This window comes from Piscinibacter sp. XHJ-5, assembly GCF_029855045.1.
Taxonomy (GTDB): Bacteria; Pseudomonadota; Gammaproteobacteria; order Burkholderiales; family Burkholderiaceae_C; genus Albitalea.
In genome coordinates this window covers 3,314,838-3,339,898 of record NZ_CP123228.1, presented here as the reverse complement: position 1 = coordinate 3,339,898, position 25,061 = coordinate 3,314,838, and the positions used below count along the sequence as shown (strand labels likewise).

Genomic DNA, 25,061 nt, shown 5'->3' with positions numbered 1-25,061 from the left:
CGGTCGGGTGTGGCAGGCGGTCGCGTTCAGGCGGCGCGCTTGATGGCGTCGGCCAGCGTGCCGACGATCTGGTCGATGTGCTGCTTCTCGATGATCAGCGGCGGCGACAGCGCCACCGTGTCGCCGGTGGTGCGCACCAGCAGGCCCTTCTCCCAGCAGTCGAGGAAGACCGAGAAGGCGCGCTTGCCCGGGTCGCCGGCAATCGGGGCCAGCTCGATGCCGCCGACCAGGCCGATGTTGCGCACATCGATGACGTTGGGCAGGTCGCGCAGCGAATGCACTGCCGACTGGAAGGTCTCCGCCATCTGGGCGCCGCGCGTGAGCAGCCCCTCGTCGGCATAGGTCTCCATCGTGGCCAGGCCGGCCGCGCACGCGAGGGGGTGCGCCGAATAGGTGTAGCCGTGGAAGAACTCGATCAGGTGCTCGGGTCCATTCATGAAGGCATCGTGAATCTGCTGCTTGGCGAACACGGCGCCCATCGGGACGGCGCCGTTGGTCAGGCCCTTGGCCACCGTCATCAGGTCGGGCGTCACGCCGAAATGGGTCGCCGCGAAGGGTGAGCCGAGTCGTCCGAAGCCGGTGATGACCTCGTCGAAGATCAGCAGGATGCCGTGCCTGTCGCAGATCTCGCGCAGCCGCTGCAGGTAGCCCTTGGGCGGGATCAGCACGCCGGTGGACCCGGCCACCGGCTCGACGATGACCGCGGCGATGGTCGAGGCGTCGTGCAGCGCGACCAGCCGCTCCAGGTCGTCCGCCAGCTCCACGCCGTGTTCGGGCTGGCCGCGGCTGAAGAGGTTTCGCGCATCGTGCGTGTGTCGCAGATGGTCGACACCGGCGAGCAGCGTGCCGAACATCTTGCGGTTCGCCACCATGCCGCCTACCGAGATTCCGCCGAAGTTCACGCCGTGGTAGCCGCGCTCGCGACCGATGAGCCGCGTGCGCTGGCCTTCGCCGCGCACGCGGTGATAGGCGATCGCCATCTTCAACGCGGTCTCCACCGACTCGGATCCCGAGTTGGTGAAGAAGACCTTTTTGATGCCCTGAGGGGTCAGCTCGACCAGCCGCTGCGCGAGCTCGAAGGCCTTGGGGTGTCCCATGTTGAACGGCGGCGCGAAATCCATCTCAGCGGCCTGCCGCTGGATCGCCTCGACGATCTTCTTGCGGCCGTGGCCCGCGTTGACGCACCACAGACCGGCGACAGCATCGAGCACTTGCCGACCCTCGGGGGTCCAGAAATGCATGCCTTCGGCACGCGAGAGCATGCGAGGCGCCTTCTTGAACTGGCGGTTGGCCGTGAAGGGCATCCAGTAGGCGTCCATATCGTCGGGCATGGGCAAACTCCAGGGGTGAGGGCGACGAGCCAGTCTAGTGTGGGACGATGGCAATTTGCTTGCTGAATCACGTCGCCGGAAGCCCTCTGCGCAATATCATGCGCGCCTTCGACCAGTTGACGGCACATTATGCGAAGAGAACCCCCGCCGGTGAAATTGGATGCGATTGACCGCGCGATCCTGAGGGTCCTGCAGGTCCAAGGGAAACTCTCGAACGTCGAGCTGGCCGAGCGGGTGCATCTGTCGCCTTCGGCCTGTCTTCGGCGCGTGAAGGCGCTGGAAGACGGCGGCGTCATTGCGCAGTACGTGGCGCTCGTCAATCCGAAGGCGGTGGGTCAGGCGGGCACGAGCTTCACCATCGTCAATCTCGAGAAGCTGACCCCCAAGGCGATCGCGGCCTTCGAGCAGGCCGTGCGCGACATCCCGCAGGTGCTCGACTGCTACTACGTTGCCGGCACCAACGACTACCTGCTGCGCTTCACCTACAACGATGCAGCCGACCTGGAACGCTTCCACCTCGAGGTGCTCGAGCGGCTGCCCGGGGTCGTGCGCTCGAACTCGATGCTGGTGCTGCGCACCGTGAAGAAGACCACCGCGCTGGAAATCGAATGAAGCCCGTGCTGATCCTGCAGCATCTGCACCAGGACGGACCGGCCTATCTCGCGCGCTGGCTGCAAGCCCGCGGGCGCCGCTTCGAGGTCTTCAACACCGAAGCCGGACAGGATTTTCCGGACACGGTCGACGGCTACGCGGCGATGGCCGTGCTGGGCGGAGAAATGAGCGCGAACGACCCGCTGCCGTCGCTGCGCCACGCCGAGCGACTGATCCTCGACGCCATCGATGCCGATGTGCCCGTGCTCGGTCATTGCCTGGGCGGGCAGTTGATGGCGCGCGCGCTCGGTGCGAAAGTGGTCCCGTCGCCGGCTCCCGAGATCGGCTGGCATCCGATCCGGGTTGTAGGGCCTGCAGCGGCCACGTGGTTCGGCGACTCGCCCGAACCGGTCGTGTTCCAGTGGCACTACGACGCCTTCGAGCTGCCCCCGAGAGCGCAGCTGCTGGCATCCAGCGGAGCTTGCCCGCACCAGGCCTTCGCTGTCGGGCCGCACCTGGCGATGCAGTTTCATGTCGAGCTCGACGACGCCAAGCTGCGCGCGTGGGTGGCGGCGCACGACGAGCGTTTCCTGGCTGCATCGCATGCGCCGACGGTCCACGACGGCCCGACGATGCTCAACGACGCGGGTCGACGCCTGCGGCTTCAGCAAGCGCTCGCGGATCGCGTCTACGCACGATGGCTGGCCTTCGCGGACACGGCGTCCGGGCGGCCGTGAGCGTCCATTTCAGGATCAGAAAACACGGTTCCACATGATGGAATGGAGGCATGCTGCAGCGCCGCAAGATTTTCCATTACGGTAAACGACATTCCGCATCATGCAATGGATGCCCTAAGGGGTTGATTTATAACTACTTATTTTTCAGTCTTCTATAAGACATAAGTGTTCCCACACGCGGGCCCGGTTTGTATTCTTGAGGCCAGAGATTTCGCTCTTCGTCTTCCCCACCACCTCTGGAGATTCGTCATGACCCAACCGACCCGCGAACAACAAATCGCTGCCCTCGAAAAGGAATGGGCCGAGAACCCGCGCTGGAAAGGCATCAAGCGCGGCTACACCGCGGCCGACGTGGTGCGGCTGCGCGGCTCGGTCGCCATCGAGCACACGCTGGCCAAGCGCGGCGCCGAGAAGCTCTGGAACCTGATCAACACCGAGCCCTTCATCAACGCGCTGGGCGCCCTGACCGGCAACCAGGCGATGCAGCAGGTGAAGGCCGGGCTGAAGGCGATCTATCTGTCGGGCTGGCAAGTCGCCGGTGACGCGAACAGCAACGGCGAGATGTACCCCGATCAATCGCTCTACTCGGTGGACTCGGTGCCCAAGGTCGTCAAGCGCATCAACAACACCTTCCAGCGCGCCGACCAGATCCAGTGGTCCGAGGGCAAGAACGACATCGATTTCTTCGCCCCCATCGTCGCCGATGCCGAGGCAGGCTTCGGCGGCGTGCTCAACGCTTTCGAGCTGATGAAGGCGATGATCGAGGCGGGCGCTGCCGGCGTGCACTTCGAAGACCAGCTCGCCGCGGTCAAGAAATGCGGCCACATGGGCGGCAAGGTGCTGGTGCCCACCCGCGAGGCCGTCAGCAAGCTCGTCGCCGCGCGACTGGCCGCCGATGTGATGGGCACGCCCACCGTGCTCGTGGCACGTACCGATGCCGAAGCAGCCGACCTGGTGACCAGCGACGTCGACGAGAACGACAAGCCCTTCTGCACCGGCGAGCGCACGGTCGAAGGCTTCTATCGCACCAAGCCGGGCCTCGAGCAGGCGGTGTCGCGCGGACTGGCCTACGCCGAGGTCGCCGACCTGGTGTGGTGCGAGACCGGCAAGCCGGATCTGGCCTACGCCAAGGCGTTCGCCGAGGCGATCCACAAGAAGTTCCCGGGCAAGCTGCTGTCGTACAACTGCTCCCCGTCGTTCAATTGGAGGAAGAACCTCGACGACTGGACCATCGCCAAGTTCCAGCGCGAGCTGGGCGCCATGGGCTACAAGTTCCAGTTCATCACGCTGGCCGGCTTCCACAGCCTCAACTACTCGATGTTCGAACTGGCCCACGGCTACGCGCGCAACCAGATGAGCGCCTTCGTCGAGCTGCAGGAGAAGGAGTTCGCCGCCGCCGAGAAGGGCTTTACCGCGGTCAAGCACCAGCGCGAGGTCGGCACCGGCTATTTCGACGCCGTGACCACCACCATCGAGCGCGAGGCCTCCACCGCGGCGCTGAAGGGCTCGACCGAGGACGAGCAGTTCTTCGACGCGAAGCACGCCTGAGCAGTGCGGCTCGCGGCCGCACACCAGCCGACAAGCCCGGTCTGCGCTCCCGCAACCGGGCTTTTTCACGACCGCCTCGGGCGGTGCGCCGGACGGCGAGATTTGCGATAGGGCGACGCCAGATCACATGGACGCTTGCAGCATCTCGCGATAGTCGTCGGCGGTGGCGATGCGCGGGTTGGTCTTGTGGCAATGGTCGGCGAGCGCGCCGGCGATGAGGCGATCGAACAGCTCGACCGTGACGCCCAGAGCCGCGAGGCCCGCGGGCAGTCCCAGCCGGGCGTTCATCTCGCGGATCGCCTCGGCGATCTGCGTGCCCTGCGAATCGCACGAGCCCAGCCCCATCGCGTGGGCCATGCGCGCGAGGCGGCGGTCCTTGACCATCGATTCGGCGCTCGCGTTGAAGCGCACCACCGCCGGCAGGAACAGGGCGTTCAAGGTGCCGTGGTGCAGCCGAGGATCGGCTCCGCCCAGGCTGTGGCTCAGCGAATGCACGCAGCCCAGCCCCTTCTGAAAGGCCAACGCGCCCTGCATGCTGGCGCTCATCATGTTCCAGCGGGCATCGCGGTCATCGCCATTGCGGGTGGCGCGCTCGATGTGCGCCCAGCCGCGTTCCAGGCCGTCGAGCGCGATGCCGTCGGCGGGCGGATTGACTGCGCTCGCCATGAAGGTCTCCATGCAGTGCGCGATCGCATCCATGCCGGTGGCGGCGGTGAGCAGCGGCGGCAGGCCGCTGGTGAGGTCGGGATCGCACACCGCCACCTTGGGCACCAGGTGCCAGCTGTGAAAGCCGAGCTTGCGGCCGTCTTCGACGATGACGATGGCGCCGCGCGCGACCTCGCTGCCCGTGCCCGCAGTGGTCGGCACCGCGATGACGGGCGCAACGCGTTCGGTGATCTTCGCGCTGCCGCCTTCGATGGTCGCGTAAGTCTTCAGCGGACCCTCGTGTGTCGCCGCGATGGCGACACCCTTGGCGAGGTCGATGCTGGAGCCGCCGCCCACCGCGATGAGGCCGTCGCACTTGTAGGTGCCGTAGAGCTGCGCGGCGGCGCGCACGGCAGCTTCATTGGGGTTGGATGGCGTCTGGTCGAATACCTGGTACGGCGTGGCGCCCAGCGCGGCCAGCGCCTTGTCGAGCACGCCGGCAGCGCGCACGCCGGCATCGGTGACCACCAGCGGATGCTGCATGCCGATGCGCTCGCATTCCTGGGGCAGCCGCTGCACCGCGCCGAAATCGAGATGCACCTGAGTGATGTACTGGATGAAGGCCATGGCATGCGGGGCATTGGCGGGGGGCCCCGAGTATCCTCTCGACTCCTCATCGGCGCCACCGGTTGACCCCGACCCTTGACGACTCATCTGCTGACCGCCCGCATGGCCGGTGTGCTCGAGCGCATCCGCCGCGCCCGGCGTCCTCCCTTCCACACGCAGAGCGTGCACGACGCACGGGCTGCGTACGAGGCCGCTGCCGAGGTGCTGGAGCCGGCGCGTGCGCCGCTTGCCCGTGTGGAGAACCTCGTCATCCCGTCGCGCGACGGTGCAGCGCTGCCTGCCCGCCTGTATGCGCCGTCGACCGGCGCGCTGCCCGTGCTTCTGTACGTGCACGGTGGCGGATTCACGATCGGCAGCCTGGAGACACACGACAGCCTGTGCCGGCAACTCGCGTCGCGCAGCGGCGCGGCGGTGCTCGCGCTGGACTACCGGCTGGCGCCGGAACACCGCTTTCCGGTGGCGGTGAATGACACCTGGGACGCGCTGCAATGGCTGGCAGCGCACGGCGACACCGTCGGACTGGACCGGCGTCGCCTCGCCGTCGCCGGCGACAGCGCGGGCGGCACGCTCGCCGCCGTGGCCGCCATCCAGGCGCGCGATGCCGGGCTGGCACTGCGTCTGCAGCTGCTGATCACGCCGGGGACGACGGCCCACGCCGACACGGCGTCTCACCGGCGCTTCGCGCACGGCTTCCTGCTGGAAGCGGCGGACATCGAGTGGTTCTTCGCCCACTACATCGATCCAGCCCAGCGCACCGACTGGCGCTTCGCGCCCCTGGAAGCGGAGGACCTGGACGGTGTGGCCCCCGCCTGCGTGGTGCTGGCCGAATGCGATCCCCTGGTCGACGAAGGCATCGCCTATGCGGATCGACTGCGTGCGTCCCACGTCGACGTGCGACTCGAGCTGTACCGCGGAGTGACGCACGATTTCATCAAGATGGGCCGGATGCTGCCCGAAGCAGCGGCGGCGCAGGACGCCGCAGCCCACGCATTGAAGGAGGCCTTCGAGCCATGAAGAGAAGCGAATTCCGGTTCTTCGAGCGCCTGCGCGTGCGCTGGGCCGAGATCGACCAGCAGAAGATCGTCTTCAACGGTCATTACCTGATGTACTTCGATACCGCGGTCACCGGCTACTGGCGCGCACTCGCGCTGCCCTACGAGAAGACGCTGGCGTACCTGAACGGCGACCTGTTCGTGCGCAAGGCGACCGTCGAATTCGAAGGCTCGGGGCGCCTGGACGACCTGCTGGACGTCGGCGTACGCTGCATGCGCATCGGCACCTCGTCGATGACCTTCGTCGCCGCGGTGTTCCGCAACGAGGAGTTGCTGGTGTCAGGCGAGTTGGTGTACGTCTTCGCCGATCCATCGACGCAGCGTTCGAAGCCGGTGCCGCAGGAGTTGCGCGACGTGCTTCAGGCCTTCGAGAGCGGCAAGGCCATGGTCGACGTGCGCGTCGGCTCGTGGGACGACCTGGGGCGCGACGCGCAGGCCATCCGCACGGCGGTGTTCGTCGACGAGCAGAAGATCCCGGCCGAGATGGAATGGGACGAGGCCGACGCGGGCTGCGTGCACGCCGTGGCGGTCAACCGGCTCGGCATGCCTTTGGCGACGGGCCGCCTGCTGGAGCACGTGCCTGGCGTCGCAAAGATCGGCCGCATGGCGGTCGTGCAGACCATGCGCGGCAGCCGGGTCGGGCGCAGCGTGCTCGACGCGCTGATGAAGGCTGCGCGCGCTCGAGGCGATCGCGAGGTCATCCTGCATGCGCAGATGTCGGCGGCGCCGTTCTACGCGCGAGCCGGGTTCAGCGAGCGCGGGGAAGTGTTCGAAGAGGCGGGCATCCCGCACGTGGAGATGGTGCGGGCGCTGTGATCAGAGCGCCGGTGCGCGGCGCCGCTTCTTGGCGGGCTCGGGCTTCAGCAGGCTGCGCACCCGCATTCGCTTCGCGGGCTGCGAAGCGTCGACGGGCACTTCCGACTCCGACACCACCTCCTGCGCACTGGGCGTGAACACCTTGGTCTCGTCGGTGGTGTAGCGCGGCGGCCAGTTCTTCAGCATCGAGCGGCGCAGCAGCGCGACGCCGGTCGGGCTGAAGCTGCGCTCGAAGACGTGCGTCACCAGGTGACGCGACACGCGCTCGGTGATGATCAGCGTGGAGCAGCGCGTGCCATAGCCGCGGTCGGGGATGCGGATGAAGGCGGCCGACAGGCGGCGCTCCCAGTCGAGCGGCACTCCGGTGCCGGGCAGCAGTTCGTCGGGCGCTTCGCTGCGGTCGGCCAGCGCCTCGAACAGCCGCAGCGACAGCGCATCGACGCTGTCGGTTTCGGCCATCGCCTCGCGCAGGCGCCGCTTCAGCGCCTCGACCTTGGGCCACGGCGTGTTCAGCCCGGCGTTGGACAGGCCGTGCAGGCCGCGGTCCAGTCGAACGGTCTGTCCGCTGACATTGGAGCCCCAGAAGCACTCGCCCAGGCGGAAGTCGAAGGCCAGCAGGTTGAAGCCGTTGTAGCCGCACAGCGCGCTGCGCATCCAGAACCGGTCGCTGCGCTCGCGTGCACCCAGCCACTCCGGCACGATCCGCCCGCGCGAGGGCGCGGCCTTGTCGTTGCGGCTGGGATCGCGCACGTTGGTCACCATGGCCAGCCGCCCTTCGGCGGTGAGCCCCATCCACGTGCCGCCCGATTCGAGGTCGCGCCCGCTCAGGACGGCCGGGCCGCCGGCCTCGGGCGTCCACCAGGTCAGCCGGGCCGCCGGACGACTGAAGAACTCGTCGCGATTGGCCGCCACCACGAGCGGAAAGCGGCGGCTGTGGTCGATGGCCAGCGCTACGAGGCACATGGAATGAATACCTCCGTGTGGCGGGCGCCGGCGATGAAAGGGGCGAGCACGCGCGCCTCGTCGGCGATCTCGGCTTCGAGCGCCGACGTCACGCCGGCCGGCTCGGTGTCGCGGAGGTAGGCGTAGGTCTCCATCCAGGTCTGCTGCTCGTTCGCGTCGTCGGGACGGCGCAGCAGGCGCGCCGTCAAGCCGGGATGGCGCTGTCGCAGGCGGGCCTGCAGCGCCAGCGCTGCAGCGAGTGCCTCGTCCGCCGCCGCGCTCGGAATTCGATAGTAGATGAACAGCTCGCGCATGAAGCAACGTGCAGCGTGAACTGTTGCCGCGCCGTGCCCGTCACACGGCCTGCTCGGCATCGATCGGCACGGCGTAGGGCAGGGGGCGTCGCATCAGCAGCGGACCGTCCGCAGCGCCGAGGTGCAGGCTGCCGCCCTCCAGCGCGGCGAGCTTCACTTCGGCGAGCGCGCTCGTCGTCGCGCCGTCGGGTGAAGGCGCTGCATTGGCGATCAGGCCGGCGGGCTGTCCGGGGTCGGCGCTGTGGAACACCTCCTGGCCTGCCTTGGCCTCGCCGCTGATGTCGAAAAGGAACATGCGGCGCTTCACGGTGCCGCGGTACTGCGCCCGCGCGACGATCTCCTGGCCCGGGTAGCAGCCCTTCTGGAAACTGACGCCGCCGACGAGCTCGAAATTGAGCATCTGCGGCACGAACTGCTCCACGGTCGCCGCTTCGATGACGGGCACGCCGCTCTGCACCTCGAGCCAGCGCCAGGTGTCGAGCGACAGGGAATCGGCTTGCGGCTCTTGCGGGGCGGCGACGAGCAGCCGCGCCGCACCCGCTGCATCGGGCAGCCTCACGATGGCGCCGCCTTCGGCATCGGTCTTGCCCCAGACGTCGATCGGCTCGGACGACGACACTTGCCCGAACAGCGGCACCTCGGCCGATGCATCGCTCAGCTTGCACTTGGCGCGCAGCACGAACATCGACAGGCGCTTCAGTGCGGCGGGCAGCACGCTCGCATGGCAGGCCAGCAGGATGTCGTCGTGGGACGCCTTCCACGCGACGAAGCTGGCGAGCAGGCGTCCCTTGGCGGAGCAGTAGCCGGCCAGCCTCGCCTCGGACAGCCCGAGGCCAGTGAAATCGTGGGTCAGCTGGCTGTGCAGAAAGCTCGCGGCATCGTCGCCGCGCGCTCGGATCACGCCCCAGTGCGTGAGCGCGACGGCGCCATGGATCGGGGAGGGGATGCTCATACGGCGATTATCATTCCGGCCCGTCTTTCGCTCCCCTCGCGGGGTTGTCCTTGACCGATGAAGTGGTGGCGTGTCGCAGTGGGGGTGGTGGTGCTGGCCGGTGCGGCCGCGGCCGGCGCCGCGTGGTGGTGGCTGCACCAGCCGCTGCCGCTCGCTGCAGATGCGGTCGAGGTGTCGATCGAGCCCGGCACCTCGCCGCGGGCCATCGCCGACGCCTGGGTGCAAGCCGGCGTGCAGGCGTCGCCGCGGCTGCTGTACGAATGGTTCCGCTGGTCCGGCGAGTCGCGCAAGATCCGCGCGGGCAGCTACGAGATCGGCCGAGGCACCACGCCGATCAGCCTGCTCAACAAGATGGTGCGCGGCGACGTCACGATGGCCGCGGTGCGATTCATCGAGGGCTGGACCTTCAAGCAGATGCGCGCCGAGCTCGCCAAGGCCGACAGCCTCAAGCCCACCACCGCGGCGATGAGCGAGGGCGACATCATGGCTTCGCTCGGTGAGCCGGGCGTGGCGGCCGAGGGGCGCTTCTATCCGGACACCTACGCCTACAACAGGGGCAGCACGGACCTGTCGGTGCTCAAGCGTGCGCACCGCGCGATGAAGAAGCGCCTGGAGGCGGCATGGGCACAGCGCTCTGCGGATACGCCGCTGAAAAGCCCCGACGAGGCCTTGACGCTGGCCTCCATCGTCGAGAAGGAGACCGGCTCTTCCGCCGACCGCGGCAAGGTCGCTGCTGTGTTCGTCAACCGGCTTCGCGTGGGCATGGCGCTGCAGACCGACCCGACGGTGATCTACGGCCTGGGCGATGCCTTCGATGGCAATCTGCGCAAGCGCGACCTGACCACCGACGGTCCTTACAACACCTACCTGCGGCCCGGCCTGCCGCCCACGCCGATCGCGATGCCCGGCAAGGCCTCGCTGCAGGCCGCCGTTCAGCCCGAGCCGATCAGGGCGCTCTACTTCGTCTCGCGCGGCGACGGCACCAGCGAATTCAGCGACGACCTCAACGCGCACAATCGGGCGGTGGACAAGTACCAGCGACGAAGAAAGTAGCCGTGCCCGTGCCCGCTCGCTTCATCACCTTCGAGGGCATCGACGGCGCCGGCAAGTCGACCCATGTCGACGCGGTGGCCCGACGCCTGCGCAGCGCCGGCGCCGCAGTGCTCGGCACACGCGAGCCCGGGGGCACTGTGCTCGCCGAGCAGCTGCGCAAGCTGGTGCTGCACGAAACGATGGACGCGCTGACCGAGGCGCTGCTCGTCTTTGCGGCACGCCGGGATCACCTGCAGCAGGTCATCGCGCCGGCATTGGCCCGCGGCGAAACCGTGCTGTGCGATCGATTCACCGATGCGACCTTCGCGTACCAGGGCGGCGGCCGCCGCTTCGATCTGGCGGTCCTGGCGCAACTCGAGCAATGGGTGCACGGCGACCTGCAGCCGGACCTCACGATCTGGTTCGACCTGCCCGCGGCACTGGCCGCCGAACGCCGCGCCGCCGCGCGCGAGCCCGATCGCTTCGAGCAGCAGGACATCGCGTTCTTCGAGCGCGTGCGCGAAGGCTACCTGCAGCGGGCGAAGCAGGCGCCGCACCGCATCGTGCGCATCGACGCGTCGCTGGACCGCGATGCCGTCTGGCGCCAGATTGCGGGCGCGCTGGAGTCGCGGCAATGGTAGGGCCGGACGGGGCCTTGCCGCTGCCGTGGCTCGAGGCGCCGCTGCGCCGGGCGCTGGCCACTCAGCGCGCGCATGCGCTGCTGGTCCACGGGCCGCAGGGCGTCGGCCAATTCGAGCTTGCATTGATCCTGGCCCAGGCGTGGCTGTGCGAAGCCGCGCACGCGGCACGGCCCTGCGGCCAATGCGCGAGCTGCAGGCTGGTGCAGGCGCGCTCGCATTCGGACCTGCTGGTGCTGCTGCCCGAGGCGCTGCGCGAAATGCTGGGCTGGTCGGCGTCAGGCGACGAGGCCGAAGGCACCGACGACAAGGGCGGCAAGCGCAAGCCGAGCAAGGAGATCCGCGTCGACGAGGTGCGCCAGGCGATCGCCTTCGCGCAGACGACCTCGGCGCGCGGCCGCGGCAAGGTGGTGGTCATCCATCCGGCCGAGCGCATGAACGGCATCTCGGCGAATGCCTTGCTGAAAACGCTGGAAGAGCCCCCTGGCGAAGCCCGGCTGGTTCTCAGCAGCGCCGCACCCGATGCGTTGCTGCCGACCATCCGCAGCCGCTGCCAGGCGCTGGTGCTCGATCTGCCGCAGCCGGCGCTGGCGAGCCGGTGGCTGAGCGAGCGGTCGGTGGCGCAGCCGGATGTGCTGCTCGCCGCCACCGGTGGCCAGCCGCAGGACGCGCTGCAGTGGCAGGAGGAGGGCATCGACGCGCGCCAGTGGCTTGCGCTGCCGCAGCAGATGGCGCGCGGCGAAGTGGGCGCGCTGGGAGCCTGGCCGCTGCCGCGTGTCGTCGACATGCTGCTCAAGCTGTGCCACGACGCGATGCGGATGGCGGCGGGCGCCGCGCCGCGCTATTTCCCGCCCTCGGCGATGCCGGCTGCCGCGTCGCTGGCCGCGCTGTCGGCCTGGGCGCGCACGCTGCAGGAGGCGGCGCTCAACGCCGAACACCCGTGGAATGCCGGACTGTTGGTGGAATCTCTCACACACCAGGCGCAAGAGGCGCTCGGATCACGGCCATGAAGCCGTTTTTGCAGAGGCTCTTCGTTACACTGGTCCGATGAACGACCCGATCCCGCGCAACGTCCTTTCGGGCGCGCCCGCAGCGAGCGCCGCTCGCCCGAGCGTGATCCAACTGGTGTTCCGCGAGAAGGGTGCGCTGTACGCCGCCTACATTCCGCTGTTTTCCGAAGGCGGCCTGTTCGTGCCGACGACGCGCGAATACAAGCTCGGCGAGGACATCTACCTTCTCCTGTCGTTGCCCGACGATCCCCAGCGCTATCCCGTCGCGGGCAAGGTGGCCTGGATCACGCCGGCCAACGCCTCGGCGGGACGCACACAGGGCGTCGGCGTGCGCTTCCCGAGCGACGAGAAAACGCGGCTGCTGAAGCTGAAGATCGAAGAGATCCTCGGCACGTCCATCTCCTCTTCGAAGCCCACTCAGACGATCTGAGAGTGCGCTCCAAGCGGGCGCAGGCGGGTTTGCACTGCATGTACGTCGACTCCCACTGCCACCTCAGCTTCCCGGAGCTGTCCGAGCGCCTGCCGCAGATTCGCGCCGACATGGCCGCAGCCGGTGTCGACCGCGCGCTGTGCATCTGCACCACGCTCGAAGAGTTCGACCGGGTGCACCGCCTGGCCACGAGCTACGACAACTTCTGGGCGAGCGCGGGCGTGCATCCGGACAACGAGGACGTGCGAGAGCCCACCGTCGACGACTTGGTCGCGCTGGCCGGAAAGCCCCGCGTGGTGGCCATCGGAGAGACCGGTCTCGACTACTACCGGCTCGCCGGCCGCAGCCTGGCCGACATGGAGTGGCAGCGCGAACGCTTTCGCGTGCACATCCGCGCGAGCCGCCTGACCCGAAAGCCACTGGTGATCCACACGCGCAGCGCTTCCCACGACACGCTGGCGGTGCTGAAGGACGAGGGACGCGGCGAGGTGACCGGTGTCTTTCACTGCTTCACCGAGACCATGGAGGTCGCGCGCGCCGCGCTCGATCTCGGCTTCCTGATCTCGTTCTCCGGCATCCTGACCTTCAAGAATGCCGAGGACCTGCGTGCGGTGGCACGCTATGTGCCGCTGGACCGTTGCCTGATCGAGACGGACAGCCCGTACCTGGCGCCGGTGCCGTACCGGGGCAAGACCAATTCGCCGGCTTATGTTCCCTACGTCGCCCAGCAGATTGCACAGCTGAAAGGCATTGACGTTCAAGCGGTTGCGCTGGCAACTTCGAGCAATTTCGAGAATCTTTTCGGCATCGGACAGGCAAGTGGAGGCGATCGATGAAAAGCGCTTTGAGGCACTTTCGAAAACTGGCGCAACTCGTTGTCGCATATGGGTTTTGCGCCTTGGCTGTGGCCGGGTCGTACGAGGATTTCTTCCGTGCGACGGCGACCGATGACGCCGGTACCGTGCGCACGCTCATCCAGCGTGGCTTCGACGCGAATTCGCGCGATTCGCAAGGCCAGACGGCGCTGTACCTGGCCCTTCGCGGCGAGAGCTTCAATGTCGCCGAGGCATTGCTCAAGGACAGCTCCGTCGACGTCAACGCGCTGAATGCGTCCGACGAGTCGGCCCTGATGATTGCCGCGCTCAAAGGCCAGACAGACTGGACCCGGCGGCTGATCGAGCGTGGCGCTCAGATCAACAAGCCCGGCTGGTCGCCGCTGCACTACGCCGCGACGGGCCCGGACACGGCGGCCGTCAAGCTGCTGCTGGACCGGGGCGGCGACATCAATGCCGAATCGCCCAACAGAACGACGCCGCTCATGATGGCGGCCCAGTACGGCAACGAGGCCAGCGTCGAACTGCTGCTCGCACGCGGGGCCGACGCGAAGGCGCGCAACGACCGTGGCTTGAGCGCGGGCGATTTCGCGCGGCTGGCCAAGCGCGAGGCCCTGGCGACGCGGCTCGACGCACTGGGCCGGTGACGTAAGCGCCTGTCAGGCGAAATCCGACACGGTCTTTGGCGCGGACCCGACTTCCCCTTCTTGCAGCGACGTCTACAGTTGCTTCATCGGCATACGCCGTGCAGGAGAACCGCAATGGACAAGTCGCCGCTGGCGTCGAACCCGTTCGCCTTGATGATGAACCCCGAGGACGTGATCCAGGCCATGGAGCGCTCGGATCGCCTCGGACGTCTGCAGCGCCGCATCTGCAAGCCCCTGGACAAGCCGATGCTTCCGCACACGCCCGACGAGGTCGCGAGCTTCGATCACGAGGTCGACGACAGCGACGACGTGGCGGACGCCCAGGACTGAGGCGCGGAACAAAAAGGCTCGCGCCAAGGTCTTCCTCGAGATCCGGGACGCCACGCGCGCGGCTCGGCGAGGGAAGGGAGACACTGTGCAAGACCCGGCCTTTCGGACCCTGCTGTATCGCTACTTCTTCTTCGGCTGGTTGTTCAAGGACGTCACGCGCGGCAATCTGATCGAGCGTGCGGCCGCCTGGCGGCACAACCAGGAACACGCGCACTGGCTGCTCACCTACATGCGGCGTTGGCTGTGGTGCGGCGCCGTGCTCTACGGACTGGGCGGCTTCTTCGAGCTGATGCTCAATGCCCCGGGCGTGTCGGCCTTCTTCTACATTCCCAGCGCGCTCAGCGTGCCCGTCAACGCCGTCATCGGCGCGGTGTGGCTCGGACTCAAGGCCCTGCCCGGCCCCTTCTGATCGATCAGGCCTTGGCGGCGAGCGGAACGCGCCGTACCAGCTCGAAGACCGCCCCCGGCGAAGGTTCCACGAAGACGCACAGTGCGTCGCAGGCCAGCGGCGCCGTCAGGGCGTCGGCGAAATGGCGCCTGGCCGCCTCGGCCCAGCGACCGCGCAGAGCGGCGTCCTGCGGCATGCTGTTCGACAAGGTCATGTGGAAGCGCCACCGGTTCAGCACGTGCGGGTAGCCCCAGCGTCGCAGCAAAGCCTGCTGCTCGGCATCCAGAGGCGCATGCGCCAGCCGCTTGGCAATCTGCGCTTCGTCGATGGGCGCGCGCCACGCATCGAGCTCGCGAACGCAGGCCTGTGCGAGGCGGTGCAGCGGATGGCCGGCATCGGGCTCGACCACCGGACGCAAGGCGAGGAAGTCACCCAACCAGCCGACGGCCAGCTCGGGCATCACGAAGGCCGGTGTGCGTGCTGCCAGCGCCCGCACGGCAGTCTCGAACTCGGCGGCGGATGCGTCTTCGCGCAGCCTCATCGGCGGCCGCAGCGTCGCATGGAAGCGATAGCGCCAGGGCTGCTCGACACCTTCGCGCGCCGGCCGTTGCGTGCCCAGCCATCTGGCGCCTGCCTCCGACAGCGGATGCATGGCCGCGGGCGCGAAGTAGACAGCGTGGCGCGCGCCGGTCAAGCCGTCTCTCACGCTGCAACCTTGTCGTTCAGCATGGTGCGTTTTTCCATCGATGGGCGGACCATCTTAGAGCTGCGCGGCTTGCACCATGTTTCGGACCGAGCGCGGCAACGTGTCAACATCGCGCCTGGCTTGAGGGATCTCGATGAAGGAACAGGTTTTCCGCAACGCTCGGCTGGTGCTGCCGACCGAGACGCTGCACGGCTGCGTGCAGGTGCGCGACGGGCGCATCGCCGACATCCACGGCGGCCGCAGCGCGGCGCTGGCCACGCTGGACCTCGACGGGGACTACCTGCTGCCGGGATTGGTCGAGGTGCACACCGACAACCTGGAACGTCACGTCATGCCGCGCCCCAAGGTCGTGTTCCCGATGCAGGGGGCGGTGCAGGCGCACGACGCCGAGATCGCGGCCGCGGGCATCACGACGGTGCTCGATGCGATCGGCGTCGGCGACCCGTACGGCGACGGCTTCCGTTCGCGCGACCAGAGCGCGCTGCTCGGTGTACTCGACCGGCTGGAGGCGGCCGGCTCGCTGCGCGCCGATCACCACATCCATGTGCGCTGCGAACTGCCAGCGCCCAATGCGCTCGAGCTTTTCGAACCCTTCGCCGGTCATGCAAGGCTGCGCCTCATCTCGCTGATGGACCACACCCCCGGTCAGCGGCAGTGGACCGACCTCGAGCACGCCCGCGTCTACTACACCGGCAAGAAGGGCTGGAGCGACAAGCAGTTCGACCAGGAGGTGCGCATGGCGCCGCAGCGACAGGCCCGCCATGCCGCCCCCCATCGCGCCTGGTTCGCCGACTTCGCCAAGCGTCGTGGCATCGCCCTGGCCACCCACGACGACACCACGCTGGCGCATGTCGACGAGGCTTGCGAGCTCGGCGCGGCGATGAGCGAGTTCCCGACCACGCTGGCGGCCGCCCGCCATGCCAAGGCCAGGGGACTGGCCACCGTCGCGGGAGCGCCGAACGTCGTGCGCGGCGGCTCGCATTCGGGCAACGTGTCGGCGATGGTGCTGGCACGCGAAGGCGTGCTGGACGCGCTGTCTTCCGACTATGTTCCGGGCAGCCTGTTGCTTGCCGCGTGGCTGCTGACCCGCGATGCCGGTTTCTCGCTCAGCGAGGCGATCGGCGTGGTGAGCCGGCGGCCGGCGCAGGCATGCGGCCTGGGCGATCGCGGCGCGATGGAGATCGGGCTGCGCGCCGATCTGATCCGGGTGAAGGACATCGAGGGACATCCGGTGGTGCGCGAGGTTTGGCGCGACAGTCGCCGCGTCGCGTGACGGAGCCGGGGCAGGCACCGCGAGTCTTGTGGGACAGCGCCGACACGCCGCGGACGCAACTGCTGACTGACAGGATCGCCGCCGGTGACTAAGGTGCGCCTTGGGCCGCCGTCCGGCTGCGCCGCAACCCGTATTGCCTGAAAGGATTTGCCATGAGCCTGGTCTCGTTTCTGAAGGAAGCCGGTGAGAAGCTGTTCGGCGGCAAGGATGCCAAGGCAGCGCCCGCTGCGCCGGCGGCCCCCTCGCCGGGCGACGTCGCCGCTCTGAACGCCGCCGCCGGTGAGGCCATCGAGAAGTACATCGCGCAGCAGAACCTCTCGGCCAAGAACCTCGAGGTCGTCTACGACGGGGCCACCACCACCGTGACCGTGCGCGGCGAGGCCCCGGACCAGGCCACGCGGGAAAAGATCGTGCTTTGCTGCGGCAACGTGCAGCACGTCTCGCAGGTGCGCGACGAGATGACCGTGGCGCAGGCCGCCGAGGCGCCGGGGACTTTTCGCACCGTCAAGAGCGGCGATACGCTGTCGAAGATCGCCAAGGACGCATACGGCGACGCCAACGCCTACATGAAGATCTTCGAGGCCAACAAGCCGATGCTGAAGGACCCGGACAAGATCTATCCGGGGCAGGTGTTGCGCATTCCTGCGGCCTGAGCAAGGTTCCACCGGAAAACCTCCGATTCACGGCGCTCATCGCACGATCGCCGCGGGGCAGCCGCGCGTAGCCTTCCGGCTTTAGTCGGAAGTCATCGATGGACAGCGCCAGCCAGCCCCGCAGCAGCTTCAAGGGAAAACTGATCAAGGGTGGCGCCGTGCTCGCAGCGGCGCTGCTGCTCGCGGGGGCCACTTTCCTGCAGCAGCAGGCCCAGACGCAGGCGCGTTCGCGCAAGGACCCGACGGCGCTGGCCTTCGAGAAGACGCCCCAGGCGTGGCTCGCCGATCCGAGGGAAGCCTCCGAGTTCGAGCGCGCGCTCGCTGCGCGCCAGGTCACGGCCGTCGCGGTCGATGGCCTGCTCGTGCTCTACACCGACTCGCACGGTGCCCGACACAGCACCCGAATGATCGACTGCGGCCCCGGCTGCCGCAACGACCTTGCGTCGCGCCTCACCGAGCTCAGCGTGAAGAACGGCTTCGCGCTGACCAGCGTCGAGATCGATGCGCGCAGCGGCAGCGAGAAGGCCGCGCAAGCCGTCGACCATGGCGCGACCTTGCTGGGATCGCTGCTGCCGCTGGCCCTGATCGTCGGCCTGCTGGTGTGGGTGCAGAGCAAGGGCGGCCTCTCGCTCGGCCGTGCACATCCGGCCGAAAGGCCTTCGACGCGCTTCGACGACGTGATCGGGGCCGACGAGGCCAAGCGTGCACTGCGCCGCGTCGCTGCCTTCATGAAGGATCCGGCGCAGTACGCGGCGGTCGGCGCCAAGCCTCCGCGCGGCGTGCTGCTCGACGGTCCGCCGGGCACGGGCAAGACGCTGCTCGCACGCGCGCTCGCCGGCGAGTGCGGCGCCCGCTTCATTGCCGTCGACGGTTCCTACTTCAGCTCGATGTTCTACGGCGCGGGCATCGGCAAGGTCAGGGAGCTGTTCCAGCGCGCACGCGCCAGTGCGCCGTGCATCGTCTTCATCGACGAGATCGACGGCCTGGGCAAGCGCTCGCAGGGCGGCGAGGCGCGCGGCGGCGAGCAGGAGCAGAACCGCATCATCAACCGCCTGCTGGTCGAGATGGATGGCTTCTCGCCGCTCGACAACGTGGTCGTCGTCGGGGCCACCAACCACGTCGACAACATCGACGAGGCGATGCGCCGCCCCGGCCGCTTCGACATGACCGTCAGTACCGCGCTGCCGACGCCGCGCGAGCGCGAGGCGCTGTTCGGCATGTACCTGCGACAGGTGAAGGCCGCAGCCGGCATCGAGCTGGGGCCCATCGCCCGCACGGCGACCGGCCTGTCGCCGGCGGACATCGCGAACTGCGTCAATCGCGCCGCGGCTTGCGCGGCCGAGGCCGGCGAGGCGCTCGTCAGTGCCGAGCGGCTGGCGCAGGCGCTGGAGACGCATCAGCTCGGCGGCGAGGTGTCGTCGGCCAAGGACCTGATCACGCCGGACACCTTGCGCCGCATTGCCTTCCACGAATCGGGACATGCGCTGGTCGCCCATGTGCTGAATGCGGGCACCGTCGAGCGCGTCAGCATCGAGCCGCGCGGCCGCGCGCTCGGCGTGACCTACGTGGCGCGCCACAGCGAGGAGCCTCTGCACGGCGAGCGAGAGCTGCTGTCGCGCCTGGCCATGATGCTGGCCGGGCGCGAGGCCGAACTGATCGCCTTCGGCAATGCGTCCTCGGGCGCCGCCGACGACCTGATGCGGGCGTCCGAGCTCGCCACGTCGATGATCGGCCGCTACGGCTTCGGCAAGACGTTCGGCCTGCTCAGCATGGCCGGGGTGCCCAAGGAGCTCATCGGCCCGGACATCCAGAAGTCGCTGCTCGACGAGGCGCGCCAGCTCCTGGAAAGCGCGCAGGCGGAATGCCGCAAGGTGCTCGACGAGCATCACGCGCGGCTGACCGTGCTGGCCGAGTTGCTGCTAGGGCACGAGACGGTGAGCGGGGCGCTCTTGAAGAAGGCGTTGTCCGGCGGCGTGCCTCACGGCTTGACGCCTGCGAACAACGCCACCGTCGCCAGGTCTCCGCTCACGACGACCGCATAGAGCGTCTTGCCGCTCAGGAAGGCATGCCCGCGCAGCGTGCTGCCCGCGCTGGGGCAATCGCTGCCGAAGGTGAGGCGGATGTCGTACACGTTGCCGCTGCCATGCGCCTGCGCGATGCCCGCGTAGGTGCAGTTGCCCGAACCGCCGCCGGCCAGCGCGCCCGATCCATCGACCGTCAGCACCGAGGCGTCGGTGCCGCCCAGGCCGGCGAGTTCGCCGCCATAGGTGCCGGCCAGCGCCGACAGCGACGCACCCGCCGACGATGCCGGATCGAAGCTGCCGCTGTAGCTCGCGGTGCCGCCGGCTGCATGGGTGACCGTGGTGGCGGCCGACGTTGCCGGCACCAGCGTCGTGGCCAGCGTCGCGGTGAGCAATGCCTTCGCCTGCAGATCGAAGTCGTGCGCATTGCTCGAGCTGAAGCTGGTCCCGCTGGCCGTGCCGTCGCCGACGACGACGCCGCCGACGGGTGCCGCGCTGGCGCTGTTCAGCCCGTAGACCAGGTAGTAGCGGCCGGTGTCGAGGATCAGCAGCTTGGAGGCAGGCTGGCTGCCGCCGCTGCCTTCGTACAGGCCGGCCACAGGTGCGGCGGCCGCGGGCTCGTCGTCGCCGCCGCCGCAGCCTGCGAGCGCGACCAGGCAGGCGAGGGCAGAGCGGTGAATCATCGTTCTCATGGCGTGACCTCCGAGACCTGACGGTACATCTCGTGAACCCTGGCCGGCAGCACGCTGCGGCGGCGCAGCGCCCACGGCAGCCCGGCGAGCGCCGCGCGCAAGGCGGGGCGCATCAGACCGAGCCGGCCCGCTTCGGCCAGCACACGCCGGCTTTCGCGCCAGGCGCTCGCCAGCGGCAGCCGCATCCAGGCGATCCACAAGCGGTTGCGCGCCTGCACGATGCGCCGCGCTGCGGCGTCGCGCGAGGCCGGGGAAGGGTGGTGATGGGTCACGACCTCGCTGGCGTAGACCATGCGCCAGCCGCGGGCTGCGAGGTCCAGGCCCATCAGCCATTCCTCCGCTCCGAGGAACAGGCGCGGCTCGTAGCCGCCGACATCGCGGTAGGCCACGGTGCGCATCACGGCCGCCCCCGCCATGAAGGAGATCAGCGCGGGACCGGGCAGTCCGGTCGAATCCAGCGGGCTGTGCGCCATCGCCTCGCAGGTGGGATCCAGCCGCTGCGCCTCGCCGACGAGCACGCGTGCCGACAGCGCGCCGACGGCCGGATGCGCATCCAGCAGATCGGCGGCGCGCGACAGGGCATCGGGTGCCCACCAGGTGTCGTCGTCGCAGAACGCCACGTACGGCGTGTCCACCTGCGCCACGCCGGCATTGCGGCCGGCCGCCCCCCGGTTGTCCTCGCAGCGCACGCACTGCACCCGTGGGAAGTCGGCGACGACACGATCGACCGTGCCGGCCCGCGAGCCGTTGTCGACAACGATCAGGGCCGGCTGCTCGGGCAGCGCCCCCAGCTCGCGCAGCGTGCGCGCCAGCTCGTGCGGCCGGTTGTGCGTGAGGACGACGACGCTGACGCGCGGATCAGGCGACATCGCGGTCCCCGGCCTCGTCCAGGGTCCAGAAGCGCTCCGGCAGCGCCGCATCGTCGAGACCGCCGGTTCCGAACGCGCGCAGTTGGCTCGCATAGGCCTCGATCGCCGTGCGCTTGCGCTGCGCGTGCTCGTCGTGCGCCGCGAGGCGGGCCGGCGTCGCGCACACGCCGCCCGCGGCGAGCGCGGCCAGCCGCTGCTGCAAGAGGCCGCGCAAGCCGCGATAGGGCGAGTCCTCGTAGGCCGCCCCGACCAGCGCCGGCCAGGCCGACAGTGCGGCCCGGCTCGCCTGGTGAGCCAGCAGGTGGTCGGAGTGGTACAGGCCGAGTGGATACAGCACCAGCCCGGGCCGCACGTCGGCAATCACCCGCAGCAGGGCACGCCCCAGGTCGTCGGTCGAAGGCGTCTCGCCGTATTGGCTGTCGGCGAACTCAAGCCAGTGGGCCGCGGCCCCCAGGCGCGACAGCGCGAGCGCATCCTCCTCGCGGCGCACCGCGAGGGCCTGGGCCGCGTCGCCGAAGCCGCAGCGTGCATCCCAGTCGGTTCGCCGCCCGGCATCGCGGGGCGTGCCGGCGAAGACGGTGACGACGATGCTGCCCGGGTGCGCGGCGAGACAGCGTCCGCAGCTGAGGACCGCGTCGTCCAGGTGGGGCGAGATGACGAGCGTCGTGGCGTTCGCGGTCATGCCGTCGCTTCGACGAAGAGCGACTCACGCTCGCGGTTGTCGAGTGCCACGATGTCGGGATGCCGGCTCGCCGTCTCGCGAAAGGCGCAGCGTCGGATGTCGCGGAAGCCCGCGTTCTCGAGCACCTCGACTGCGTACTCGACGTTGAACGGCGTGCGCGTCGAGCCGTACCAGATGAGCTGGGTCACCAGCTTGGCGCCTGTGGAACGCGCATCGCTGTCGGGCACATGGAAGTAGGCGGCATCGCCGCGCTGGTAGGCAGCGATCGCGCGGTCCATGTCCGGCAGGCCCAGCCGCAGCACGCCGCCCGGCTTGAGCACGCGCCTGAGCTCTCGAAGTGCGCGCGGGATGTCGCGCCAGGGCAGGTCTTGCAGCGCGTGGATGGCCACGGCGTAGTCGACCGTGGCGTCCGCCAGCGCGAGACCGTCGCGGATGTCGCCGCACAGGTCCACCCCCGCAGCTGCCTGTCGGTCCGAGTTGATCCAGCCCTGGGCCGGCTTGTCGCCACACCCCCAATTCAGCCGTGTGATCGTGGTCTCCATGGATCAGCGCGGTCTGCACCCTTTGCCTTCCGCCGCCCTGACAGGCAGATGGCGTGCCCGAGGCGGCGGAGCGGGCAGGGCTGCTGGAGATGGGCCCGCCGAGCCCGGCTGAACCGTCAGGCGGCGAAATGCGCGGCCATCACGTTGAGCATGTCCATGTCGGGCACGCTGCCCAGCAGCGACAGCGCGTGCTTGGCCAGTTCCCGCGGCACGTGCCCGGTGAGATGGGCGAAGCGCCCGGCCTGGTCGGGGAAGACGTCGAAGATGCCGTAGCTGCCATCCGCGAAGCGCAGCGCGAACCAGGCCGTGGTCTTCGGCTCTTGCTGCACGAGCGGATGGGCGTCGCGCAGGAATTGCTCCACCTGCGCTTCGTGGCCGGCCTTGGCCTTGAACGCCAGCAGCAGGCCCTTGGTCAGCGGCGCCGCCGGCTGGCCCGCGGCGGGCAGCTTGTCGGAGAGGATCTCCAGTTTCTGGATCTGCGGCTGACGCGCGAACAGCATGTCCGACTGCGCGATCAGGGCCCGTGCCACCTCGCCGTTCAGATGAGCATCGCGCGCGGCGTCATCGGCGAACACGTCGAAGATGCCGTACTCGGAGCGGCCGAAGCGCAGCGCGAACCACGCCTTCGTGCCGGGCTCGTGCAGCAACAGCGGCAGGGCGGACTTGAGGAAGGTCTCGACGCCTTCGTCATGACCTGGCTTGGCTTCCAGGCGCACCAGCAAGCCTCGATTCACCATGGCAACCTCCTGTGAATGACGGCCGGGGCATCGCGCCCCGATGCCGCTCTCAGGATACGCCGATGGCGTGCGCGCAAGGCCGCACCGGCTCAGCCATTCGCGCGCGCCTCGACCCGCCAGCAGGCGGCGTTGAAGTGCACTTCAGCACCGTGGACAAAGGGCTGGAAGGCAGCGCGGACCGTTTCGATGACCCGCGTGCGGGTGCGCTCGTCGGCCTCGTGAAGCGCGCGGCCGACAGGACCGAGCCGGGTCAGGTACAGGACCAGGTCCTTCTCCGGCAGCGTGCAAGCGACATCCAGGGGATGGATCTCGACTGCACTCCAGCCGCTCTGTTCCAGAATGCGGCCGATGCGCTGCCGGTCCGCCAAGGCGAACTGCCCCGGCGCATCCTGCCGGCGAGCGGGGAGGGTCGGCAGCAGCGCAGCCGCGGCGCGTTCGGCCGTTGTCATGAACGGGTTCTCGGCGGCGCTTCGCCACGCGATGCACAGCAGCTCAGCGTCGCTCGCGGCGGCACGTCGCAGGTTTGCGAAGGCGCGCACGGGATCGTCGAAAAACATCACGCCGAAGCGCGACACGATTCGTTCGAAGCCGGCAGTCTCGAACGCATGGGTCTGCGCGTCTGCGCGGATGAAGCTGGCCGGCGTGCCTTCCTGTTGGGCACGCATGCGCGCGGCAGCGATCATCGGCTCCGAGATGTCGATGCCCAAGCAGCGGCCGCCGGGCGCGAGGCGTCGCGCGAGGGCCAGGGTGGTACTCCCGGTGCCGCAGCCCACGTCGAGCACCCGGCCTGCGAATCCGGCCGGAATGGCGTCCACGAGCAAGTCCTCGAAGGGCTTGTACATCGCGTCGAGCAGGTGCTGCGCATCGACCCAGGCGCGTCCGGCCAAGCCGTTCCAGAGTGCGTTCTGCTCGTTGTCGGTCGCAGGTGTGGCGTCCATGTTCGTCTTCCTTCGGGTGTTTCGGTGGCGGGAGCTAGACTGTGCCAATTCAAGTCGACTTGAGGTCAAGGGATGGACATCCTGGACATCGCCGAGGTGGCACAGCGTTCCGGCGTTCCGGCGTCGACGCTGCGGTTCTACGAGGACAAGGGCCTGATCGTCTCCATTGGCAGGCGCGGCCTGCGGCGTCTCTTCGATGCCGGCGTGCTGGAGCGACTGGCCTTGATCGCATTGGGACGCACCGCCGGCTTCTCGCTCGACGAGATCGCCTTGATGTTCTCGCCGGACGGACGTCCTCGCATCGACCGACGGATGCTCGCCGCCAAGGCGGACGAACTCGACAGGACCATCCGCCAGCTGAGCGCCATGCGCGACGGCCTGCGGCACGCCGCCGCCTGTCCCGCGCCCAGCCACATGCAGTGCCCGACGTTCCGTCGACTCGTGCGAGCCGCCGGCTCGGGCGCGATACGGGCGTCGCGCGGGAAGGTGGTGGCACGGCGTGGCTAGGTTTGGCCTCCCTGCTTGCGGTGACTGTTGAGCGCGACAATGTATATTATGTCAACTGGTTGAGGCGTGTTCGTCGCCGCTTCGCACAGCTCTCGTCCGTTTGCTTAAAGCAGTACCTGTCTTTTGCTCAAACTGGTACCCAACTGGCTGCTGGAGGTAAACGTAGTCGGTGTTTGGGTTGCAACGCTCGTCCACAGCCCCAAACTAGATCAGTGCGGCTCAAGCACACCGACTTGCGCGGTCACTGGCTATCCGTCTCCGAGCACTACCGCTGTGTTTGCCGTGCCGTGGTTGGTACAACGTCGACAGACGAACTCCACCGCACTTGGCTGCCATCGAGCTAAGACTACCGTCAAGGCGGCTGCCGGCGCCGAACATTCCTGCGTGTGGGCGGTTGCCGCGGGTCAAGCCTCGATACCGCCGCCAGGAAGTGACGACTTAGCCGCACTCAGCCGGTTGAAAACATGATCGCATCGGTATCAGCTGCGATGACGGCTGTGTCTGGCCAGGAGGCCAGGTGCGGATTCCCCTTGCATTGGGGACGAAAGCGTCAAAAATTTTTTGCGTCACACGGTTAA

28 protein-coding genes and 1 pseudogene are annotated in these 25,061 nt (G+C 68.5%); 17 read left to right on the top strand and 12 right to left on the bottom strand.

From position 1 onward, the window contains the following. Window positions 1–26: 26 nt before the first annotated feature. Window positions 27–1,331, bottom strand: coding sequence for an aspartate aminotransferase family protein (locus P7V53_RS15815; protein ID WP_280150328.1), 1,305 nt, complete (start codon window positions 1,329–1,331; stop codon window positions 27–29). Window positions 1,332–1,481: 150 nt separating this feature from the next. Between P7V53_RS15815 and P7V53_RS15810 the strand changes: the two genes are divergently transcribed. From P7V53_RS15810 to aceA, 3 genes are all read left to right on the top strand, one after another. Continuing rightward, on the top strand, window positions 1,482–1,943 hold the full coding sequence (locus P7V53_RS15810; protein WP_348273434.1) for an Lrp/AsnC family transcriptional regulator: 462 nt from the start codon (window positions 1,482–1,484) through the stop codon (window positions 1,941–1,943). Further along, a complete protein-coding gene (locus P7V53_RS15805) occupies window positions 1,940–2,659 on the top strand; it encodes a type 1 glutamine amidotransferase (RefSeq protein ID WP_280150326.1) in 720 nt (239 codons plus the stop codon). The genes P7V53_RS15810 and P7V53_RS15805 overlap by 4 nt, the downstream gene beginning before the upstream one ends. Before the next feature lie 249 nt (window positions 2,660–2,908). Then, entirely contained in the window at window positions 2,909–4,207 is a 1,299-nt protein-coding gene (gene aceA, locus P7V53_RS15800; protein WP_280150324.1) for an isocitrate lyase, read from the top strand. 123 nt (window positions 4,208–4,330) lie between these two features. Here aceA and P7V53_RS15795 read toward each other — a convergent pair whose 3' ends face one another. Next, window positions 4,331–5,479 carry an iron-containing alcohol dehydrogenase gene (locus P7V53_RS15795; RefSeq protein WP_280150323.1) on the bottom strand — a complete coding sequence of 383 codons (1,149 nt, stop codon included), beginning with the start codon at window positions 5,477–5,479 and terminating at the stop codon, window positions 4,331–4,333. A 102-nt stretch (window positions 5,480–5,581) separates the two neighbouring features. Here P7V53_RS15795 and P7V53_RS15790 point away from each other — a divergent pair, with 102 nt between their 5' ends. Then, a complete protein-coding gene (locus P7V53_RS15790) occupies window positions 5,582–6,493 on the top strand; it encodes an alpha/beta hydrolase (protein ID WP_280156529.1) in 912 nt (303 codons plus the stop codon). Further along, window positions 6,490–7,347, top strand: coding sequence for a YbgC/FadM family acyl-CoA thioesterase (locus tag P7V53_RS15785; RefSeq protein WP_280150322.1), 858 nt, complete (start codon window positions 6,490–6,492; stop codon window positions 7,345–7,347). The genes P7V53_RS15790 and P7V53_RS15785 overlap by 4 nt, the downstream gene beginning before the upstream one ends. Here P7V53_RS15785 and P7V53_RS15780 read toward each other — a convergent pair whose 3' ends face one another. From P7V53_RS15780 to P7V53_RS15770, 3 genes are read right to left on the bottom strand one after another with little or no spacing between them, the layout of a single operon-like run. Beyond that, window positions 7,348–8,310 carry an NRDE family protein gene (locus P7V53_RS15780; RefSeq protein ID WP_280150321.1) on the bottom strand — a complete coding sequence of 321 codons (963 nt, stop codon included), beginning with the start codon at window positions 8,308–8,310 and terminating at the stop codon, window positions 7,348–7,350. It lies immediately after the preceding gene. Continuing rightward, a complete protein-coding gene (locus P7V53_RS15775; protein WP_280150320.1) occupies window positions 8,298–8,603 on the bottom strand; it encodes a DUF4936 family protein in 306 nt (101 codons plus the stop codon). Before P7V53_RS15775 ends, P7V53_RS15780 begins: the two co-directional genes overlap by 13 nt. A gap of 40 nt (window positions 8,604–8,643) precedes the next feature. After that, window positions 8,644–9,555, bottom strand: a complete 912-nt coding sequence (locus P7V53_RS15770) for a folate-binding protein (protein WP_280150319.1) — start codon at window positions 9,553–9,555, stop codon at window positions 8,644–8,646. A gap of 57 nt (window positions 9,556–9,612) precedes the next feature. Here P7V53_RS15770 and mltG point away from each other — a divergent pair, with 57 nt between their 5' ends. The 8 genes from mltG to P7V53_RS15730 all read left to right on the top strand — a co-directional run bounded on the left by mltG (window position 9,613) and on the right by P7V53_RS15730 (window position 14,884). Continuing rightward, window positions 9,613–10,608, top strand: coding sequence for an endolytic transglycosylase MltG (mltG, locus tag P7V53_RS15765; RefSeq protein ID WP_280150318.1), 996 nt, complete (start codon window positions 9,613–9,615; stop codon window positions 10,606–10,608). 2 nt (window positions 10,609–10,610) lie between these two features. After that, entirely contained in the window at window positions 10,611–11,228 is a 618-nt protein-coding gene (gene tmk, locus P7V53_RS15760; RefSeq protein ID WP_280150316.1) for a dTMP kinase, read from the top strand. Then, a complete protein-coding gene (gene holB, locus P7V53_RS15755) occupies window positions 11,222–12,235 on the top strand; it encodes a DNA polymerase III subunit delta' (RefSeq protein WP_280150315.1) in 1,014 nt (337 codons plus the stop codon). The genes tmk and holB overlap by 7 nt, the downstream gene beginning before the upstream one ends. A gap of 37 nt (window positions 12,236–12,272) precedes the next feature. After that, window positions 12,273–12,665 carry a PilZ domain-containing protein gene (locus P7V53_RS15750; RefSeq protein ID WP_280150314.1) on the top strand — a complete coding sequence of 131 codons (393 nt, stop codon included), beginning with the start codon at window positions 12,273–12,275 and terminating at the stop codon, window positions 12,663–12,665. Window positions 12,666–12,703: 38 nt separating this feature from the next. Continuing rightward, window positions 12,704–13,501: a TatD family hydrolase gene (locus P7V53_RS15745; protein ID WP_280150313.1), complete on the top strand. Its 798-nt coding sequence runs from the start codon at window positions 12,704–12,706 to the stop codon at window positions 13,499–13,501. Next, a complete protein-coding gene (locus P7V53_RS15740; protein ID WP_348273433.1) occupies window positions 13,498–14,145 on the top strand; it encodes an ankyrin repeat domain-containing protein in 648 nt (215 codons plus the stop codon). Before P7V53_RS15745 ends, P7V53_RS15740 begins: the two co-directional genes overlap by 4 nt. Before the next feature lie 114 nt (window positions 14,146–14,259). Next, window positions 14,260–14,475, top strand: coding sequence for a hypothetical protein (locus tag P7V53_RS15735; protein ID WP_280150311.1), 216 nt, complete (start codon window positions 14,260–14,262; stop codon window positions 14,473–14,475). Window positions 14,476–14,560: 85 nt separating this feature from the next. Continuing rightward, window positions 14,561–14,884, top strand: a complete 324-nt coding sequence (locus P7V53_RS15730) for a hypothetical protein (RefSeq protein WP_280150310.1) — start codon at window positions 14,561–14,563, stop codon at window positions 14,882–14,884. Window positions 14,885–14,888: 4 nt separating this feature from the next. Here P7V53_RS15730 and P7V53_RS15725 read toward each other — a convergent pair whose 3' ends face one another. Next, on the bottom strand, window positions 14,889–15,569 hold the full coding sequence (locus P7V53_RS15725) for a DUF1045 domain-containing protein (RefSeq protein WP_280150309.1): 681 nt from the start codon (window positions 15,567–15,569) through the stop codon (window positions 14,889–14,891). A 133-nt stretch (window positions 15,570–15,702) separates the two neighbouring features. Here P7V53_RS15725 and P7V53_RS15720 point away from each other — a divergent pair, with 133 nt between their 5' ends. The 3 genes from P7V53_RS15720 (at window position 15,703) to P7V53_RS15710 (ending at window position 19,537) form a co-directional block, all read left to right on the top strand. Next, window positions 15,703–16,842: an alpha-D-ribose 1-methylphosphonate 5-triphosphate diphosphatase gene (locus P7V53_RS15720; RefSeq protein WP_280156405.1), complete on the top strand. Its 1,140-nt coding sequence runs from the start codon at window positions 15,703–15,705 to the stop codon at window positions 16,840–16,842. Window positions 16,843–16,994: 152 nt separating this feature from the next. Continuing rightward, window positions 16,995–17,495, top strand: a complete 501-nt coding sequence (gene lysM / locus P7V53_RS15715) for a peptidoglycan-binding protein LysM (RefSeq protein ID WP_280156404.1) — start codon at window positions 16,995–16,997, stop codon at window positions 17,493–17,495. Between the two features lie 98 nt (window positions 17,496–17,593). Continuing rightward, window positions 17,594–19,537 carry an AAA family ATPase gene (locus P7V53_RS15710; RefSeq protein ID WP_280156403.1) on the top strand — a complete coding sequence of 648 codons (1,944 nt, stop codon included), beginning with the start codon at window positions 17,594–17,596 and terminating at the stop codon, window positions 19,535–19,537. Here the strand turns inward: P7V53_RS15710 and P7V53_RS15705 are convergent. The 6 genes and pseudogenes from P7V53_RS15705 to P7V53_RS15680 all read right to left on the bottom strand — a co-directional run bounded on the left by P7V53_RS15705 (window position 19,474) and on the right by P7V53_RS15680 (window position 23,976). Beyond that, window positions 19,474–20,208 (bottom strand): hypothetical protein, encoded by a 735-nt coding sequence (locus P7V53_RS15705; protein WP_280156402.1) that lies wholly within the window; start codon window positions 20,206–20,208, stop codon window positions 19,474–19,476. The genes P7V53_RS15710 and P7V53_RS15705 overlap by 64 nt on opposite strands. After that, a complete protein-coding gene (locus P7V53_RS15700) occupies window positions 20,205–21,077 on the bottom strand; it encodes a glycosyltransferase (protein ID WP_280156401.1) in 873 nt (290 codons plus the stop codon). The genes P7V53_RS15705 and P7V53_RS15700 overlap by 4 nt, the downstream gene beginning before the upstream one ends. Further along, window positions 21,067–21,759 carry a PIG-L family deacetylase gene (locus tag P7V53_RS15695; protein WP_280156400.1) on the bottom strand — a complete coding sequence of 231 codons (693 nt, stop codon included), beginning with the start codon at window positions 21,757–21,759 and terminating at the stop codon, window positions 21,067–21,069. The genes P7V53_RS15700 and P7V53_RS15695 overlap by 11 nt, the downstream gene beginning before the upstream one ends. Next, on the bottom strand, window positions 21,756–22,301 hold the full coding sequence (locus P7V53_RS15690) for a methyltransferase domain-containing protein (protein ID WP_280156399.1): 546 nt from the start codon (window positions 22,299–22,301) through the stop codon (window positions 21,756–21,758). Before P7V53_RS15690 ends, P7V53_RS15695 begins: the two co-directional genes overlap by 4 nt. 437 nt (window positions 22,302–22,738) lie before the next feature. After that, window positions 22,739–23,038 (bottom strand): annotated as a pseudogene (locus tag P7V53_RS15685) (antibiotic biosynthesis monooxygenase); the annotation flags it as partial. Window positions 23,039–23,127: 89 nt separating this feature from the next. Then, window positions 23,128–23,976, bottom strand: a complete 849-nt coding sequence (locus P7V53_RS15680; RefSeq protein WP_280156398.1) for a class I SAM-dependent methyltransferase — start codon at window positions 23,974–23,976, stop codon at window positions 23,128–23,130. 72 nt (window positions 23,977–24,048) lie between these two features. On the opposite strand from P7V53_RS15680, the gene P7V53_RS15675 reads away from it, so the two are divergent. Next, entirely contained in the window at window positions 24,049–24,483 is a 435-nt protein-coding gene (locus P7V53_RS15675) for a helix-turn-helix domain-containing protein (RefSeq protein WP_280156397.1), read from the top strand. The last annotated feature ends 578 nt before the right edge of the window (window positions 24,484–25,061 follow it).